This window comes from Streptomyces sp. NPDC093252, from assembly GCF_040683675.1.
GTDB lineage: Bacteria > Actinomycetota > Actinomycetes > Streptomycetales > Streptomycetaceae > Streptomyces.
The window spans coordinates 773,138-789,401 of the sequence record NZ_JBFBEM010000001.1 but is presented as its reverse complement, the minus strand read 5'-3'; the positions used below and the strand labels follow the sequence as shown (position 1 = coordinate 789,401).

Annotated in this window: 14 protein-coding genes; 1 reads left to right on the top strand and 13 read right to left on the bottom strand. The window is 73.1% G+C overall.

Annotation, left to right across the window (positions count from 1 at the left end; translation table 11 throughout):
- Nucleotides 1-5: 5 nt before the first annotated feature.
- The 5 genes from AB0O01_RS03110 to AB0O01_RS03090 form a co-directional block, all read right to left on the bottom strand.
- The gene (locus AB0O01_RS03110; RefSeq protein ID WP_365310402.1) at nucleotides 6-1,052 is read right to left on the bottom strand and encodes an LLM class flavin-dependent oxidoreductase; all 1,047 of its coding nucleotides are present in this window, start codon (nucleotides 1,050-1,052) and stop codon (nucleotides 6-8) included.
- An 84-nt stretch (nucleotides 1,053-1,136) separates the two neighbouring features.
- Nucleotides 1,137-1,991, bottom strand: a complete 855-nt coding sequence (locus tag AB0O01_RS03105) for an MHYT domain-containing protein (protein WP_365310399.1) — start codon at nucleotides 1,989-1,991, stop codon at nucleotides 1,137-1,139.
- Between the two features lie 150 nt (nucleotides 1,992-2,141).
- Nucleotides 2,142-3,368 (bottom strand): glycoside hydrolase family 64 protein, encoded by a 1,227-nt coding sequence (locus tag AB0O01_RS03100; protein WP_365310397.1) that lies wholly within the window; start codon nucleotides 3,366-3,368, stop codon nucleotides 2,142-2,144.
- 185 nt (nucleotides 3,369-3,553) lie between these two features.
- The gene (locus tag AB0O01_RS03095) at nucleotides 3,554-4,309 is read right to left on the bottom strand and encodes a dienelactone hydrolase family protein (protein WP_365310395.1); all 756 of its coding nucleotides are present in this window, start codon (nucleotides 4,307-4,309) and stop codon (nucleotides 3,554-3,556) included.
- 95 nt (nucleotides 4,310-4,404) lie between these two features.
- Nucleotides 4,405-5,025, bottom strand: coding sequence for an L-threonylcarbamoyladenylate synthase (locus AB0O01_RS03090; protein ID WP_365310393.1), 621 nt, complete (start codon nucleotides 5,023-5,025; stop codon nucleotides 4,405-4,407).
- 172 nt (nucleotides 5,026-5,197) lie between these two features.
- On the opposite strand from AB0O01_RS03090, the gene AB0O01_RS03085 reads away from it, so the two are divergent.
- On the top strand, nucleotides 5,198-6,898 hold the full coding sequence (locus AB0O01_RS03085) for a helix-turn-helix domain-containing protein (RefSeq protein ID WP_365310391.1): 1,701 nt from the start codon (nucleotides 5,198-5,200) through the stop codon (nucleotides 6,896-6,898).
- 213 nt (nucleotides 6,899-7,111) lie between these two features.
- On the opposite strand, the gene AB0O01_RS03080 is transcribed toward AB0O01_RS03085, so the two are convergent.
- The 8 genes from AB0O01_RS03080 to AB0O01_RS03045 all read right to left on the bottom strand — a co-directional run bounded on the left by AB0O01_RS03080 (nucleotide 7,112) and on the right by AB0O01_RS03045 (nucleotide 16,142).
- Nucleotides 7,112-8,347: a cytochrome P450 gene (locus AB0O01_RS03080; protein WP_365310389.1), complete on the bottom strand. Its 1,236-nt coding sequence runs from the start codon at nucleotides 8,345-8,347 to the stop codon at nucleotides 7,112-7,114.
- On the bottom strand, nucleotides 8,344-9,582 hold the full coding sequence (locus AB0O01_RS03075; protein WP_365310387.1) for a cytochrome P450: 1,239 nt from the start codon (nucleotides 9,580-9,582) through the stop codon (nucleotides 8,344-8,346). The genes AB0O01_RS03080 and AB0O01_RS03075 overlap by 4 nt, the downstream gene beginning before the upstream one ends.
- Nucleotides 9,579-10,202, bottom strand: coding sequence for an ATP/GTP-binding protein (locus AB0O01_RS03070; RefSeq protein WP_365310385.1), 624 nt, complete (start codon nucleotides 10,200-10,202; stop codon nucleotides 9,579-9,581). Before AB0O01_RS03070 ends, AB0O01_RS03075 begins: the two co-directional genes overlap by 4 nt.
- Nucleotides 10,177-10,536 (bottom strand): DUF742 domain-containing protein, encoded by a 360-nt coding sequence (locus AB0O01_RS03065; RefSeq protein ID WP_365310383.1) that lies wholly within the window; start codon nucleotides 10,534-10,536, stop codon nucleotides 10,177-10,179. The genes AB0O01_RS03070 and AB0O01_RS03065 overlap by 26 nt, the downstream gene beginning before the upstream one ends.
- Nucleotides 10,533-10,955, bottom strand: a complete 423-nt coding sequence (locus AB0O01_RS03060) for a roadblock/LC7 domain-containing protein (protein ID WP_355733891.1) — start codon at nucleotides 10,953-10,955, stop codon at nucleotides 10,533-10,535. Before AB0O01_RS03060 ends, AB0O01_RS03065 begins: the two co-directional genes overlap by 4 nt.
- Complete coding sequence (locus AB0O01_RS03055; RefSeq protein WP_365310381.1) at nucleotides 10,952-12,394, bottom strand: ATP-binding protein; 1,443 nt, start codon at nucleotides 12,392-12,394, stop codon at nucleotides 10,952-10,954. Before AB0O01_RS03055 ends, AB0O01_RS03060 begins: the two co-directional genes overlap by 4 nt.
- A 303-nt stretch (nucleotides 12,395-12,697) precedes the next feature.
- Complete coding sequence (locus tag AB0O01_RS03050) at nucleotides 12,698-13,288, bottom strand: TetR/AcrR family transcriptional regulator C-terminal domain-containing protein (RefSeq protein ID WP_365310379.1); 591 nt, start codon at nucleotides 13,286-13,288, stop codon at nucleotides 12,698-12,700.
- Nucleotides 13,289-13,340: 52 nt separating this feature from the next.
- Nucleotides 13,341-16,142 (bottom strand): SpoIIE family protein phosphatase, encoded by a 2,802-nt coding sequence (locus AB0O01_RS03045; protein ID WP_365310377.1) that lies wholly within the window; start codon nucleotides 16,140-16,142, stop codon nucleotides 13,341-13,343.
- Between the last annotated feature and the right edge of the window lie 122 nt (nucleotides 16,143-16,264).

Here is a 16,264-nt window from a genome sequence, read left to right as displayed (position 1 = left end):
GCCCGTCAGCTCGCCGCCGACCAGCCCAGCGCGGGCCCGAGCCGGGTCGCCACATCGGTGAGGATCTGGATGTAGTCCTCGGGCTCGAAGTCGAACGGCAGCGCGAACGCCACCTCGTCGACCTCCTGGAACGCGGGGTGGGCGTGCAGGTGCCCGGCGAGTTCCTCCGACGTACCGACCAGGTCCGGGGCGAACATCAGCCGCGCCGGGCCCTGCGGGACGGCGGTCCGCGGGGTGCGCCGGGCCACGTACTCGGCGTACTTGGCGCGCTGGGCGGCGGTCGCCGAGTCGGTGGGCAGCACCACCAGCCCCTGGGAGACCCGGGCGGCCCCGCCGTCGGGGTGCGCGGCGCGGAAGGCGCGGATCTGGTCGCGCTGGATCGTGCCGAAGTCCCGGGTGCCGGGGGCCCGCCCGGGGTCGTCGGGGCCCTCGGCGCGGACCACATTGCTGGTCAGGAAGTTCATCCCGTGCTCGCCGGCCCAGCGGGCGGAGGACAGACTGCCGCCGCCGTACCACAGCCGTCCGCCCAGTCCGGGGGAGTGCGGCTGCACCCGGTCCGCGTACACCTCGAATCCCTCGACGCCGCTGAAGTCGCTGGCCGGTGCGCCCCGCACCAGGTCCAGCAGCCGCTGCACCCGCCCGTAGCCGAAGTCCTCGGCGTCGGCGGTGTCCGGATAGAGGGCGTCCTTGACGCGGTCGAAGTGCTGTGGCGGGCCGACGCTCACCCCCGGGTTCAGCCGGCCGCCGGACAGGATGTCGACGGTGGCCAGGTCCTCGGCGAGCCGCAGCGGATTCTCCCAGCCCAGCGGGATCACCGCGGTGCCGAGCCTGATCCGGCGGGTGCGCTGGGTGGCGGCGGCCAGCACCGCGACGGGGGAGGAGATGCCGTACTGGAGGTGGCGGTGGCGCACCCAGGCGCTGTCGAAGCCGAGCTGTTCGCCCAGTTCGATGATCTCCAGGGTCGTTTCGTGTCCGGGGCGCGGGTCCACGCCGTCGAACAACCCGATGGTCAGAAAGCCCAGTTGGCGCAGGGGGCGAGAGGTGGGCGGCAAGGGTCCTCCATCCGGCGGGGTGGACAGGTGTCCGCTGGACGTCAACCGTGCCCGCGCCGGAGCTGTTCCCGGGGGCGGTCCCGCTCACCCCTGCCGGGGAGCGGGCGGTTCCCCGAACACACTCCCCGCGGGCTCCGGGGCCGTCGCCTCGGTGACCCCGGCGGGCTGACCACCGGTCGTGCCGGACGACTGGTTCCATTCGCCGTCGCCCAGCACCAGCAGCGGATCGAACATCACCACGACCCCGGCCAGCAGCAGGAACACCACCGGGCCCATCAGCATCGGCAGCGCCAGCGACGAGGCCGAGGCGCCGTTCCAGGACGTGGCGAGGGTGCTGTGCAGTTCGACGCTGACCGCGGCCATGCCCGTGTAGTGCATCCCGGAGACGGCGACGCCCATCACCAGGCTGGCGCCGAGGCTGGCCAGGAAGCCGCGGATGGTGACGGCCGCCCAGAGCGCGGCGGTGGCGGCGCCGATCGCGATCACCAGGGACAGGCCCACGGTGAGGGCGTCGTAGTGGATCACGCCGTTCATGTGCAGCGCGGCCATGCCGATGTAGTGCATCGCGGCGACGCCCAGCCCGGTGATGACACCGGCGACCAGCAGGGTGCCCCGGCCCGCGCCGCGCACCCCGACCAGGAACACCCCGATGCCGACCACGACCACCGCGACCAGCAGGCTGAGCAGGGTCAGGCCGGTGTCGTAGCGGATCCAGCTCTCCTGGACATGGAAGCCCATCATCGCGATGAAGTGCATCGTCCAGATGCCGCAGCCGATCGACGCGGCCCCCAGCGCGAGCCACCCCGGACGCCACTTCCGTTCGTCCACCAGCGACCGCACGGTGCAGCGCAGTCCCAGCGCTCCGCCCAGGCATGCCATCAGATACGCCGCTATCGGGGTGATCACCCCGTAGCGGAAACCGTCCACTGTGCCTTCCATCGACCTACTCCCCAGAGATGTAAATGTTGTGTGGATTATCCATGGGGAAGGTGGGGTACGTGTGATGCGGAGGTGTGCCCACTCGGTTAACTTTTGCCACACGGCCACCGGGCGATGCCTCCCGGTGGCCGTAAGGCGTTGTGGGCACGGTCAGTTGAAGGGGTCCAGCGTCAGCCGGGCCTGTTGCGGATTCCCGTCGTGCACCAGCGACTCGTGCGCCCCGACGTCGTCGAAGGCGAACGCGTACGCCTTGCCGTCCGCCATCCGCTCATGGATGACCCGGGCGTAGTGGTTGGTCACCGCGTCCCGGTAGAAGTTCGCCGACGAGGTGTCCGGCTGGTGGGGGTTGACCAGCAGGGTCGAGCGGTTGAAGCCCGCGCACAGGGTCCGGGAGATCGGGCCGCGCACCTGGTCGTTCGGGGCGTCCAGCAGCTTGTGGCAGCCGAAGACGCTGTCGGCGTCGGGCTTGCGGAAGCTGGTCACCGTCGCCCCCGCGCTGTTGGTGAAGTTCATGACATCGCCCGAGACCCGGCCGACGTACGTGACGTCCGGCCGGTCCCCGAAGGGGGTGACCGTCAGGGTCGTCGTGGCGTACCGCTGCCAGACCCGGTTGATGTAGTCGTCCAGCACGGTCCGGGACAGCCCGCCCGTCTCCATGGCGTACAGCGGGGCCAGCGCCCGCAGCACCGTACCGTCCGGGCGGGTCTGCACCAGCCCCGACCAGCCGGGCTGGGCCCGCAGCGCCGCGAACACCCCGTTGTAGCCCCCCGCCTTGAGCTTCCCGGTGCTGACGGCACTCCCGTCGGCCCGCTGCACCCCGACCGAGTAGGGCGCGGAGAACATGTCGACCTGGGTGCTGTTCAGCCAGATACCGGCGTCGTTGAGGGTGTACTCGGACCAGTTGAAGAGGATGTTGCGGTTGGGGTCGCTCGGGTTCTGGACGGCGGGCTGCACCAGTCCGCCGGTGGTCAGCCGGAAGTCGAGCTTCTGGCCGTAGGAGAAGTAGATCCGGCCGGAGAGCTTGGGGATCCGGATCGTCCTGGACTGTCCGGCGGCCGGTCCCGGGATCGACGCGTCCGGCGCCGGGGTGGGCGGATTGCCGCCCGCCGGCCAGGCGTGGAAGGTGCCGGCGGCGTCCGCCCAGCCCTGCCTGCCGTCGGGGGCGGTGCCGAGGACATAGACATGGACCGCGTCGGAGCGGCCCGAGTTGTTGGTGAGCGACAGCGGGATCGTGGCGGGAACGGCGGCTGCGGCGGGCGCGCCGGTACGCGCGTCGGCCGGACTCGCGCCGGCCGGTCCGCCGAGCGAGACCAGCGTGGCGACCAGCGCGGTCGCCGCCCCGGCGGCCAGGATCCTGCGCCTGAGGACGGTGGGCACTCTCCACCTCCGTGCGGGTGTGGGGGATGCGGGTGGGGGGATCGAAGCGCGTTCTGCGCGGTGGGGGATGGGTCCGGACCGGACCTGAGAGCGCTCTCAGACTCCTGCTGCGACGCGGACATGTCAATGCAGGGCGAGTGGGGCCGGTGAGGATGATGTCTCCTCGGACCGTGTTCCGGGGCGGGCTACAGATTCCGCCCGAACAGGGCGAGCGTCGCGGTCCGGTGCCGTTCGTCGGCCGCCGCGTCGTACGCCGAGGTGTCCTGCTGGGTGAAGCCGTGACGGGCGCCCGCGTACACCTCGCAGGTGTGCCGCACCCCGGCCGCGGTCAGCGCGTTCTCCAGGCGCTCGATGGCCTCCGGCGGGTTGGACCGGTCGCCGTCGGCGTGTCCGAAGTACAGCTCGGCCGTGATCCGGTCGGCCAGCAGATGGGGGCTGTCCGGGTCCGGCGTCGCCAGGTTCGCGCCGTGGAATCCGGCCGCCGCCGCCACCCGGTCCGGCCAGGTGCCCGCCGTGAGCAGGGTCAGCCGGGCGCCCAGACAGTAGCCGACCACCCCCACCGGCCCGTCCGCGACCGCCGGGTCCTCGGCAAGTCGGCCCAGATAGGCGTCCGCGTCCCGCATGGCCCGCTCCGGCGTCAGCGCCTCGATCATCGGCATCAGCCGCTGGAACAGCTCCGGCCGGGCCGCCGGATCGATGAACTCCGGCAGCTCCACGACCGGCGCGGGTCCCTGGCGGTAGAACACATTGGGCAGCAGGACCGTGTACCCGGCCGCGGCCAGCCTGTCGGCCTTGGCGGTGAGCCTCGGCCGCAGCCCGAAGGCGTCCATGAACATCAGCACCCCCGGGTACGGCCCGCCGTCCGCGGGCCGGACCAGATGGGCGTCGGCGACACCGTCCGCCGTGGGGACCTCGACAAGGGCGCTGTGTACGGCGGTCATGGGGGCTGCCTCCTGTGCGGTCGGCCGACGGCGGCGACGCCGGTCATCGTGTCACGGCATCCCCGCCCCGGCACGGCGAGCCGTCGCCCGGGGCGTCACTCGAAGCGCGCGGTGTCGCCCGCTCCCCGGCGGACGATCTCCGCCTCGCCGTCCGAGAAGTCGATCACCGTGGTCGGCTCGGTGCCGCAGTCACCGGAGTCCACCACCCCGTCCAGCACATGGTCGAGCCGGTCCTTGATCTCCCAGCCCTGGGTCAGCGGCTCCTCCTCGTCGGGCAGCAGCAGCGTGCTCGACAGCAGCGGCTCACCCAGCGCGTGCAGCAGCGCCTGGGTCACCACATGGTCCGGGATGCGCACCCCGACGGTCTTCTTCTTGGGGTGCTGGAGCATCCTCGGCACCTCCTTGGTGGCCGGGAGGATGAAGGTGTAGCTGCCGGGCGTGGACGCCTTGATCGCCCGGAAGACGTCGTTGTCCACCCGGACGAACTGGCCGAGCTGCGCGAAGTCCTGGCACACCAGCGTGAAGTGGTGCCGGTCGTCCAGATGCCGGATGGAACGGATCCGGTCGATGCCGTCCCGGCTGCCGATCCGGCACCCGAGGGCGTAGCAGGAGTCCGTCGGGTACGCGATCAGGGCGTCCGCGCGGATGCTGTCGGCGATCTGGCCGATGGTCCGCGGCTGGGGGTTGTCGGGGTGCACGTCGTAGTACTTCGCCATTGGCCGAGCTTATGCGGTACGGGGGGCCGGGCCGCACGGGCCGTGCCGGTGGCCCCGGCGGCACCGCTCCGGCCCGCGCACCCGTGGTCCCCGCCACCGCGTCCGCCTCGGAACGGTGAGGTACCGTCCCTGGGCAGGACCGGGCCGACACCAGGGACGAGGAATGGGATTCATGGCCGGCCAGGAGGCGGACGGCGACGTCACCGAAGGCGACAGAGGCGACAGAGACGACCGCGGCGGCGACAGCCACGGCGCGGACGGCCGCGGCAGGGACAGGCGTGGCGGGGAGAGCCGCGGTGGCGGCGGCCTCGGTGGAGACGACCGCCGGGGAGACGGCCCCGGCGGAGACGACCGTGGCGGAGATGAGCACGGCGGACACGGCCATGGCGGAGACGGGCGCGCCGGGGACGGCCGCGCGGGGGACTGGGCCGGGGAACTCCTCGACCATCTGCGGCCCTCCGGCCGCGACCCCCGGCGGGTCGCCGCCTGGCTCGCGGACGCGGTGGACGGCACGGTCTGTGTCCAGGACGCCTCCGGCACCCTGCTCGCGGGGCGCCGCATCCCGCTCGAACCCGGTCTGACCGGGGCGATCGCCGAGGGCCGGATCGCCTCGGCGGCCCTGGAGGACGCCGGACGCCATCTGCGCCTGGTCCGCGTCGACCTGCCCCCGCCCCTCGGCGGCGGCGTCCTGGCCGTCGCCCGCACCGCCCCCTTCGACCGGCGCGCCGCCGAGGTCGTCACCCGCACGGCGTCCGTCCTGGAACTGCTCCTGCGGGCCAGGGAGTCCACCGCCGCCGGACGCCGGTTCCAGCGCGCCGCCGCCGATCTGCGGCTCGCGATCCTCCAGCTCCTGATGGTGGAGGACATCGTCGCCGCCCGCCGGGTCGCCGCCGGTCTGTGGCCCGGCCTCCTCGACACCGACTCGGCCTTCGTCTACGTCGCCGAGAGCACCCCCGAGGAACGCGACCGGCTCGCCGAGGCATGTCTGGACGCCACCGGCGAACGGGCCCTGGTGGTGCGCTGCCCCGCCGTCGACGAACATGTGATCGTCGTCATCCCGGGCGACGACGAGGTCCGGGAGCTGCGCACCCTGGTCGGCGCCCGCCCCGGCACCTTCCTCGGCGGCAGCGTCCGCCAGGACCTCGCCCGCACCGCCACCGCCTACGGCCAGGCCGTCAGCGCGCTGGCCGTCGCCCGCTTCCGCCCCGAACAGGCCGCGGTGTACGCCGAGCGCTCCCACCCCGAACGCCTGATGGACCCGGCCGCCCTGCACGCCTGGTCCGCCCGGGTCCTCAAGCCGCTGGACACCCTGCCCCACCACACCCGCGCCGAACTCCTCGCCACCACCCGGCTGGGCCTGGAGTTCACCGCCGTCAGCGCCGCCAAGGTGCTCGGCGTCAGCCGCAACACCGTGCGCGCCCGGATGGACCGGGTGGAGCAGCTCCTCGGCACGGACTTCTCCTGCCTCTCGGTCCGGGCCGCCGTCCATCTCGCGCTGAACACCCAGGACGGCCGGCGCGAAGGACACCCGCAGGACCCGGCGCCCGGCCCCCGGCCAGGCCGCCCGGACCTCGGCGAACTGCTCGCCGGTCCCGCGCTGCGCTCCTGGTCGAGGGATCTGCTGGCCCGGCTCGACTCCGACGGACGCGATCTGCGCCGCACCGTCCGCACCTGGCTGGCGGCCGGGGCCAACGCCGAGCGCGCCGCCCAGCTCCTCGGCGTGCACGCCCAGACCGTGCGCGAACGCGTCCGGGGCGCCGAACCCGTACTGGAACGGCAACTGCTGGCCTCGGGCAGTGATCTCTACGAGGTGGTGCTGTCGCATCTGGCGCTCGGTGAGCTGACCCCGCCGGATCTCGACCGGGCGAGCTGAAGGCCGGTGACAACCCGGGTCGCTGCAAACTCAAACAAACCGGACTCACCTGTGCACGGTTGAGTGTTCCGGCCCCCCGATCGGGCATCGGCACGGTTCACAATCGGCCGGTCGCCGACGTAAGTTCAACGAGCCGTGGGCGCGACGACCGGCACGGGGGACCGGTCGGGCGCCCACGGCCCGTATACGGCGGCCTCGCGGCGGGCCCGGCGCTCAGCCGTGCAGCCGGACCGGCACGTCCCGCCAGCCGAACGCTATGAACGACGGCACCTGCCGCAGCTCCCCGGCGTCCACCGCCAGCCGCATCCCCGGGAACCGCTCGAACAGCGCCGGCAGCGCGGTGAGCGCCTCCAGCCGGGCCAGCGGCGCCCCGATGCAGCGGTGCACGCCGATCCCGAACGACAGATGGTCCTCCGCCCCGCGCCCCGCGTCGAACACCCCCGCGTCCGGCCCGTAGTGCGCCGGATCCAGTCCGGCGGCGGCGTAGGTGGTGATGATCGCGTCCCCGGCGGGCACCGTCACGTCCCCGATCTCCAGGTCCTCCACCGCGAACCGCAGCGGCAGCGAGGCGATCGACGGATGCACCCGCAGGGTCTCGTCGATCACCGCGTCCCAGCTCGTCCCGCCCGACCGCACCGCCGCGAGCTGCGCCGGATCCCGCAGCAGCGCCACCACCGCGTTGCCGATCAGATTCACCGTGGTCTCGAAACCCGCGCCTATCACCAGCAGCAGGGTGTACAGCAGTTCCTCGTCGCTGAGCCGATCGCCGTCCTCGTCGTGGACCCGGATCAGCTCGCTGGTCAGATCGTCACCGGGATGCTCGGCGCGGTAGCCGATCAGCGCGGGCAGCACCTCACCGATCTGCCGCTGCACGAACGCCGCGTGCTCCGCGCTGGGGTCGGAGGTGTCCATGATCGCGGCGATCAGGGTGCCGGTCGCGTCCCGCAGCCCGTCCGGGACCCCGAACAGCTCGCAGATCAGCCGCATCGGCAGCGGATGCGCCAGCGCCGCCCGCAGATCCACCGTCCCCGCGCCCTCCGCCGCCCGCGCCTCCAGCGTGTCCAGCAGCTCCGCGGTGATCGCCTCCACCCGGGGCCGCATCGCCTCGGTGCGCCGCAGGGTGAAACTCGGCGAGACCAGCTTCCGCAGCCGTGCGTGGTCGGTGCCGTACGTCGAGAGCATGTTGACCACGCCGACCCAGCCGAGCACCCACCCCCACGACGGGTGCTCACCGACCTCGGGCCACAGCTTCCAGTGCAGCCGCGGATCCCGGCTGACCCGGGGGTCGAGAATCAGCTCCTTGAGGGTGTCGTAGCCGGTCGGCGCCCAGGCGGGGATCCCACCGGGCAGATTCACCGGCACGATCGGGCCCAGCGCGCGCAGCCTGGCGCTCTCGGCGGCTATGTCGGCGCCGAACGGGTCGAGGTCGATACGGTCGGTCACGGTCACGGCGACTCTCCAGGCTGGTCGGGTGCGCGGGGGCTGAACCGGACGGGCAGCGCGGTGAGCGAGCGGACGAACGGGCCGGGACGCCAGGTCAGCCGCTCGCGGGGCAGAACCGGCCGGAGATCGGGCAGCCACTGGGTGAGCCGCTCGATCGCCTCCGTGGTGATCAGCAGGGCGTGCTGCTTGACCGGACAGGCGTGCGGCCCGGCCGACCAGGACATGTGCGAGGCGTCCCGGGGCCGGCCGTCCTTGAGATCCGTCTGCTCGGCGAAGTGCGCCATCGCCCCGTACGAGATGACGATCGGCACCGCGGCGCGGATCCAGGTGCCGTGGAAGGTGAGCGCCTTGCGGGCGTAGTGGATGCCGTAGTTGGCGAGCGGGGTCTCGTGGTGCAGCACCTCCACCACCGCCTCCATCACCGGCCGGGCGCCATTGGTGAGCGTCGAGTAGTACAGCGGGTTGCCGAGGATCCGCGACAGGGCGTTGGAGATCAGATTGGTGGTCGGCTCGTGTCCGGCGCCCAGGGTGAGGAACACCTGATGGGTGACCTCCTCCGGGGACAGCCCCGCCGGATGCTCCAGCAGCGCGCTCGGCATGTCCTCGCCGCGCCGCTGCACCTTCCCGGCGATCAGCTCCAGCACATACCCGCCGAACTCCTGCTCGCCCTCGGCCGCCTGCGCACCCCCCTCTATCATCTTCCCGAGCGCCGCGTTCAGCCGCTCGCTCTGGCTCTCCGGCAGCCCGAACAGACTGTTGAAGACCAGCGCCATCAGCGGCCGGGCGAAGTCACCCACCAGATCGGCCTCACCGCGCGGCCCGAACCGGCTCACCAGCACATGCACCGCCCGGTGCACCCGCTCCCGCAGATCGTGCGGCTCCACCAGATCGAACGAGTCGATCAGCGCCGTGCGGTAGCGGAGGTGCTCGGCGCCGTCCGCGAACAGGGTGTTGGGCCGCCAGCGCATCATGCCCAGCACGGGCGAGTCGTCGGCGACCGTCGACTCCCACGGCCGCGGATCGTGCGAGAACGTCTCCGTGTCGTGCAGCAGATCCAGCGCCGCCCGCCGCCCCGTCACCACATACGCCGGCACCCCCGGCGCCAGCTCGGCCCACCCCACCGGACCCTGCTTGGCCAGCGCCGCGTAGTAGCGGTACGGGTCGACGGCGAAGCCGTCCTCCCACAGCCGGACCGGCGCGGACCGGGAGAAGGCGTCCTGGGCGGGGGGATAGGTGGTCACCGGTGCTCCGCGGGATTGCTGTCGATGAGGTGCTGGACCAGGGAGAGCAGCGCGTCGACCGAGGAGTTCTGGTCCCGGGCGTCGCAGATCACCATCGGTGTGTCGATCTCCAGGTCCAGCGCCTCGCGCAACTGGTCCCCCGAGTAGTGCCGGGGCGCGTCCGGGAAGGAGTTGAAGGCCACCGCGTACGGCAGTCCGCTCTCCTCCACCAGACCGAGCACATCGAACGAGGCGTCGATCCGGCGGCTGTCCACCAGGACCAGCGCGCCCAGCGCCCCATAGGCGATGTCGTCCCACAGCGAACGGAACCGCTCCTGGCCCGGGGTGCCGAACAGATAGAGCACGATGCCGCCCGCCAGGGAGATCCGACCGAAGTCGATGGCGACCGTGGTCGTCGACTTCTCCCGCACCCCGTCGAGATCGTCGACCTGCGCGGACGCCTCGGTGAGCTGCTCCTCGGTGTGCAGCGGGCGGATCTCCGAGACGGAGTCGATCAGGGTCGTCTTGCCCACCCCGAACGGACCGGTGACCAGGATCTTCACCAGGTCGCGTGCGGTGTCCGGGAGATGGATGCCGCCGCTGTGGGCGGTGTCGCTAGTGCTTGAGGGCGCGGAGGCCATCGGCCACTCTCTTCAGCAGATCGGGGGCGAACCGTTCGGCGGGCGGGATCGGCGCACGGGCCAGGACCAGGCCCCGGTCGACCAGACAGGCGGCCAGCACCCGTACGGCGGAGACCGGCAGCCGCAGCAGGGCCGCCGCCTCCACCACGGTGAGGGACCCCTCGTCCAGGACGTCCATGAGGGCGAGTTGGGCGGCGGGCAGATCCTCGGGAAGATCCGCTCCGCTGCCCGTGAGCACGGACAGCCGCTCCAGATGCGGGCGGCTGGGCCGCGCCACACCTCCCGTCGACAGATACGCGGGAACCAGGGGACGGCCGCCGGGGCGGCCCGTCATGCCGGAGTGCCGCCGTCGGTCCCTCGGGGCGCCGCGGCCATGGCCTTCTCGCCGAGCCGGGCCACCTGCGAGTGGACCCGGTGGGCGAGCAGGTCGAGCCGTACCTCGGCGTCCCCGTACCCGGCGACGACCGTGCCGTGGTCGGTCGGCACGATCAGCACATAGCCGTGCTCCGACTCGATCACGATCTGCCGCACCTCGGCCCGGTCACGGTCGGCGAACGCCGCCGCCGCCGTCCGGGCCGCGCCCTGGACGGTACTGATGATGGCGGCCACGCGATCGGCCGAGGGCCGGGACAGGGCGTCCGTGTAGCCGGTCACCAGTCCGTCCCGGGTGAGCAGTACGGCCGCCACCACATGCGGCACTTCCAGGATCGGATCCAGCACCCAAGCGGTGTCGCCCGCATCGCGACTGGTCATCGGGGTGCTCCCCCTTCATGGTCGGAATGATCGGTGTCCTGCCCGGCCGACGGGTCGGTGTCGTCGGACGGTTCCTCGGCCGAGGCGCGCGCCGCCGCCGTGCCGGACTGCAACGCGCCGAGCGCGGCGGCGGCGTCCTCCGGACGGGGCGCGGGCCGTATCGGGGCGGCCGGTCCGCGCCGCGGTGAGCCCTGCGGGGGGACGGCGGGCCGGGACCGGCGCCTGCGGCGGGGCAGTTCGTCGGAGACCGGCCCGCTCTCGTGGCCTGCGGCGGACACGTCCAGGTCGCCGCCGTAGCCGTGCGGGGCGCTGTCCCCGGCGACCGGGTCGGTGTCCCGGATCTCCAGCGGCGGCCGTTCGGTGCCGTTGCGGGTCGAGCGGGGGGCGCTGGCCGCCGGGGGCTTCTGCTCCGGGTCGATGCGGGTCAGCAGATGGCTGTCCACCCGCAGCACCGCCCGGACACCGCCGTAGGGGGAGGGGGAGGACAGATCGACACCCAGGTCGAACTGCCGGGTGAGCTGGCCGATCGCGGCCAGGCCCATCCGGGGCGGGTCGCCGAGGTCGGTCAGCAGGATGGGCTCGGAACCGGCCACCAGCCGCTGGGCGCGGACCCGCTCGTCCTGGGTCATCCCGAGCCCGGCGTCGTCCACGGTGATACAGGCCCCGTGGTGGACGTGCTCCAGATTGACGGTGACCTCGGTGTCGGGGGCGGAGTGCCGCAGCGCGTTGTCGAGCAGCTCCGCGACGATGATGGCGACCGGCTCCACGGCGTGCGACACCAAAGCCGTACCCGCCTCCAGATGGTTGTTGACCCGCACCCGGTGGTAGCCCGCCAGCCGGGACTGGCCGCCGGTGACCGCGTCCACCACATGGGACTCCTCGCGGGCCAGCCCCACCCACGCCCCGCACACCACCGCCGCCACCTGCGCCCGGCGCAGCGACTGCTCGTTCTCGTGGTCGAGGGCGAAGAGGGTCTGGGTCAGCTCGGGGTCGTCGTAGCGCTGCTGGAGGCCGCGCAGCGCGTCCTGGAGCCGGTACAGCGCCGCCTGGATCTCCCGGGTCGCGCCGCGCATCCCGGCCTGGGCGGCGGCGTCGATCCGGGTGCGCTGGGCCTGCAACTCGATCCGCAGCCCGTTGAGGACGTCCTCCAGGGCGATGCCGAGCGGGGTGCCGGCGGTCTGGGGCCGGGCCGGGCCCGGTACGGCGATATGGGGGTGGGTGAGCTGCCGGGCGGCGGACGGCATGCGATGGTCGGCCAGTTGTTCGAGTTCGGCGATGAACGAGGCCAAGGTGTCGTCGAGCCGTCCCCGTAAGGCGGCGATCTCCGCCCGCTGCCGGGCCTGTCTCTTCCGGGACCGCAGCAGGCCGCCGCCGAGGGCGAAGGCGGACAGGGTGCCGGCGGCGAGGGAGCCGACGGCAAGCTCCGGTAGTTCGATCATCGAGGGCGTTCCAGGGAGGTCGGCGCGAACAACGGGCAGGAGCGGGCCGGGGGTTGGGAAGATCCACAACCCCTGTGACGTGATGCTCGCAGCACAGTACACATTGTCATCGGCCGATAGGGCGCGTCGGCACGCGGCTTCCCCCGGAAGGCCCCCCGCCGCCGGGCCGGTCTGCGGCAACTGTCGGGAATGGCGGGGAAGTTGAGCGAACGGGTGCGTTGAAGTGACAGCGGCTCACTGACGGGCGCGTTGGCCGGGAACGACCCCCTGGGACGGCTGGGGCGGGACCCCGGTCCGGGCGGGTCAGCCGCCGCTCAGCAGCCTGGTCAGGCCGAACGCGAAGCGGGCGTCGAACGGATCCTGGGCCATCAGCCGGACCCCCACCTTCGCCAGCGCCGGATAGTCCTCGGCGGGGAGGTCGGCGGCCGGGAACGGGGTGCCCTCCGGCGGGAAGCTCTGCTCCTCCTGGGTGAGACCCAGCGTGAAGTAGACCAGCGCCCAGCACAGCCGCGCCGCGTCCTCCTCCGAGTAGCCCGCCTCCAGCAGCGCGGCCACCACCACCTCGGCCACCCGCAGGGTGCGGCCGGTTCCGGCGAACGTCCCGGCGACCAGCCGGCCGCCGTCCCGGTGGGCGAGCATCGCCGCCCGGTAGCGGCCGACCACCACCCGCACCCGCTCCACCGGATCGGCCGGGAGGCGGTCCGTGCCGACCGTGCCCACCACGGTGTCCGCCATGGTCTCGATCAGGCTCCGCTTGGTCTTCACGTACCAGCTCACCGAGTTGAGATGGGCCCCCAGCTCGCGGGCCACCCCCCGGAGCGTCAGCTTGTCGAGCCCCTCCCGCTCCAGCACGGTGAACGCGGCGGCGATGACGTCGTCCTTGGTCCAGCGCATCCGGTCATTTTACAAGCCCGGACACCTTCGGCCCGCTTCTTTCGATCTTGGCTCACGGCAGGGGCTGCTCCGCCCAGATCACCTTCCCCGTCGGGAGGTAGCGCGTCCCCCAGCGGTCGGCGAGCTGGGCCACCAGGAACAGGCCCCGGCCGCCCTCGTCGGTCATGGCCGCGTACCGCAGATGCGGGGCGGTGCTGCTGGCGTCGAAGACCTCGCAGATCAGGCTGCGGTCGCGCAGCACCCGGACCCGGATGGGGGCGCCGCCGTAGCGGATGGCGTTGGTGACCAGCTCGCTGAGGATCAGTTCGGTGGTGAACGCGGACTCGTCCAGGCCCCAGGCGCTCAGTTGCCGCAGGACCGCCGCGCGGACCTCGCCGACCGCCGCCGGGTCGGCCCGCACCACCCACTCCGCGACCCGGTCGGCGCCCAGCGCGCGGGTACGGGCCACGATGAGGGCGATGTCGTCGCCGGGGCGCTCCGGCAGCCGGGCGTCGACCACCGTGCGGCAGGTGTCCTCCGGGGTGGGACCGGCCCGCTCCAGGGTGGTGCGCAGGATCTCCAGGCCCTCGTCGATGTCCCGGGAGCGGTCCTCGACCAGACCGTCGGTGTACAGCACCAGCCGGGCGCCCTCGGGCAGTTCCACGTCCGCCGTCTCGAAGGGCAGCCCGCCCAGCCCCAGCGGCGGCCCGGCCGGCAGTTCCACGAACTCGACCGTGCCGTCGGGGCGGATCAACGCGGGCGGCGGATGCCCCGCGCGGGCCATCGTGCAGATCCGCGACACCGGGTCGTACACCGCGTACAGACAGGTCGCCCCGGTGACCGCCGCCGAGCCGTCGGCCCGCTCGTCCTGGTCGATCCGGCTGACGGACTCGTCCAGGAGGTGCAGCAGTTCGTCCGGGGCCAGGTCCAGCGCCGAGAAGTTGTGCACGGCCGTCCGCAGCCGGCCCATGGTGGCCGCCGCGTGCAGCCCGTGCCCGACGACGTCCCCGACGACCAGCGCCACCCGCGCGCCGGACAGCGGCAGTACGTCGAACCAGTCGCCGCCGACGCCGGACTGCGCCGGCAGATAGCGGTAGGCGATGTCCAGGGCGTTCTGCTCGGGCAGGGTGCGCGGCAGCAGACTGCGCTGGAGGGTGACCGCCATGGTGTGCTCACGGGTGTAGCGGCGGGCGTTGTCGATGGACACCGCCGCCCGCGCCACCAGCTCCTCCGCCAGCGCCCGGTCCTCCGCGTCGAACGGCTCGGGCGCCGAGGACCGCCAGAAGTTGACCAGCCCCAGGATCAGCGCGCCGGCCCGCAGCGGCGCGGTGATCAGCGAGTGGATGCCGTACTCCAGGATCCGCGCGGTCAGCTCCAGGTCCTGGGCCCGCCAGCCGGGCGCGTCCGCCAGCCGGGGTTCCACCACCGCCAGCCCGGTGGCCAGCGCGTACGCCTGCGGGGACGACGGCACGAACCGGATGGTGCTGCCCACCGGGTACAGCGGCACGTCCTCGCGCACCCCGTTGAACGCGGTCCGGCGCAGCTCGGTGCCCGAGTCGGGCGCGTCCCCGCCGATCACCGCGTCGAACAGGTCCACCGAGACGAAGTCGGCGAACCGGGGCACGGCGACCTCGGTCAGCTCCTCGGCGGTGCGGCTGACGTCCAGGCCGGTGCCGATGGCGACCCCGGCGTCGTAGAGCATGTCCAGGCGCTCGCGGGCGATGTCGGCGCGGCCGGACAGGGCGCGCAGCTCGGTGGAGTCGCGCAGGGTGGCGACGCTGCCGGCGGGGCCGCCGCGCAGATCGGTGGGGCGCTGGTTGATGGCGAGCAGCCGGTCGCCGACCAGATGCACCTCGTCCGTCGCGACCCGGCCCGAGGCCAGCAGCTCGGCCGTGCCCGGGTCCAGGCCCAGGGCGCTGACATGGCGGCCCTCCGCGTCGGCGGGCAGGTCCAGGAGCCGCTGCGCCTCGTCGTTGGCGAGCAGCAGCTCGCCCTCGCCGTCCACGATGGTGACGCCCTCGCGCACGGCGTGCAGCACCGCGTCGTGGTGTTCGTACATCCGGGTCATCTCGCGCGGGCCCAGGCCGTGCGTCTGGTGCAGCAGCCGTCTGCTGACCAGCGCGGTCCCGCCGGTCGCCAGCGCCACCGCGACCGCCGCGGCGAACAGCACCAGCGGGAGCTGCTGATTGGCGGTGCCGCCGACATGGTCGGTGGTGATCCCGGCCGAGACCAGGCCGACGACCCGGCCGTCGGGCGCCTCCACCGGCACCACGGCCTGCACCAGCCGCCCGATCGTCCCGTTGATCTCCTCCGTCACCGGGTGCCCGGCCAGCGGCTCGGTGAGGGAGCCCACGAACTTCTTCCCGATCCGGTCCGGCTTGGGGTGGGTGTAGCGGATGCCGTCGGTGTTCATGACGACGATGAAGTCGACCCTGGCCGCCTTGCGCGCCGCCTCCGCCCTCGGCTGGAGGACCGCGGTCGGGTCCGGGGCGGCGAGCGCCGCGCGGGTGCCGGGCGCGTTGGCGAAGGTCTGGGCCACGGCCAGGGAGCGGTCGGTGGCCTCGCGGGTGCTGTCCAGCCGGCCCTGGAGCAGCAGCGCCACCACCGCCGCCGCCACCAGCACCAGCACGATCAGGACCTGGAAGAGAAAGACCTGCCCGGCGACGCTGCGTCCACCGAGCGCCGAGCGCAGCGCCGCCAGCGGACCCGGCGGCGCGCTCCGGCCGGGGGCGGTCCGCCGAGGCGGTGGGGAGGGGGTGCGGGCCACGGGCGGATCACCGGCTTCCGGGGCCGGGCCGCGCGCACGCCGCGGATGCGCCGCGCCGGGCCGACGGGGCGGCCGGGCCTTCGCGGTACGCCCCAAAAGCCGGACCATGTGCCCTGTTTACACTCCCTCGCCTCCTGAGGCGAGAGGTGTCACGCAAGGTCACCACGCGGGCACCGGTTCCGGTTGCCCGGGTGGGGTGGGGGGTGTGGGTGGTGGCTGTGGGGCTTGAT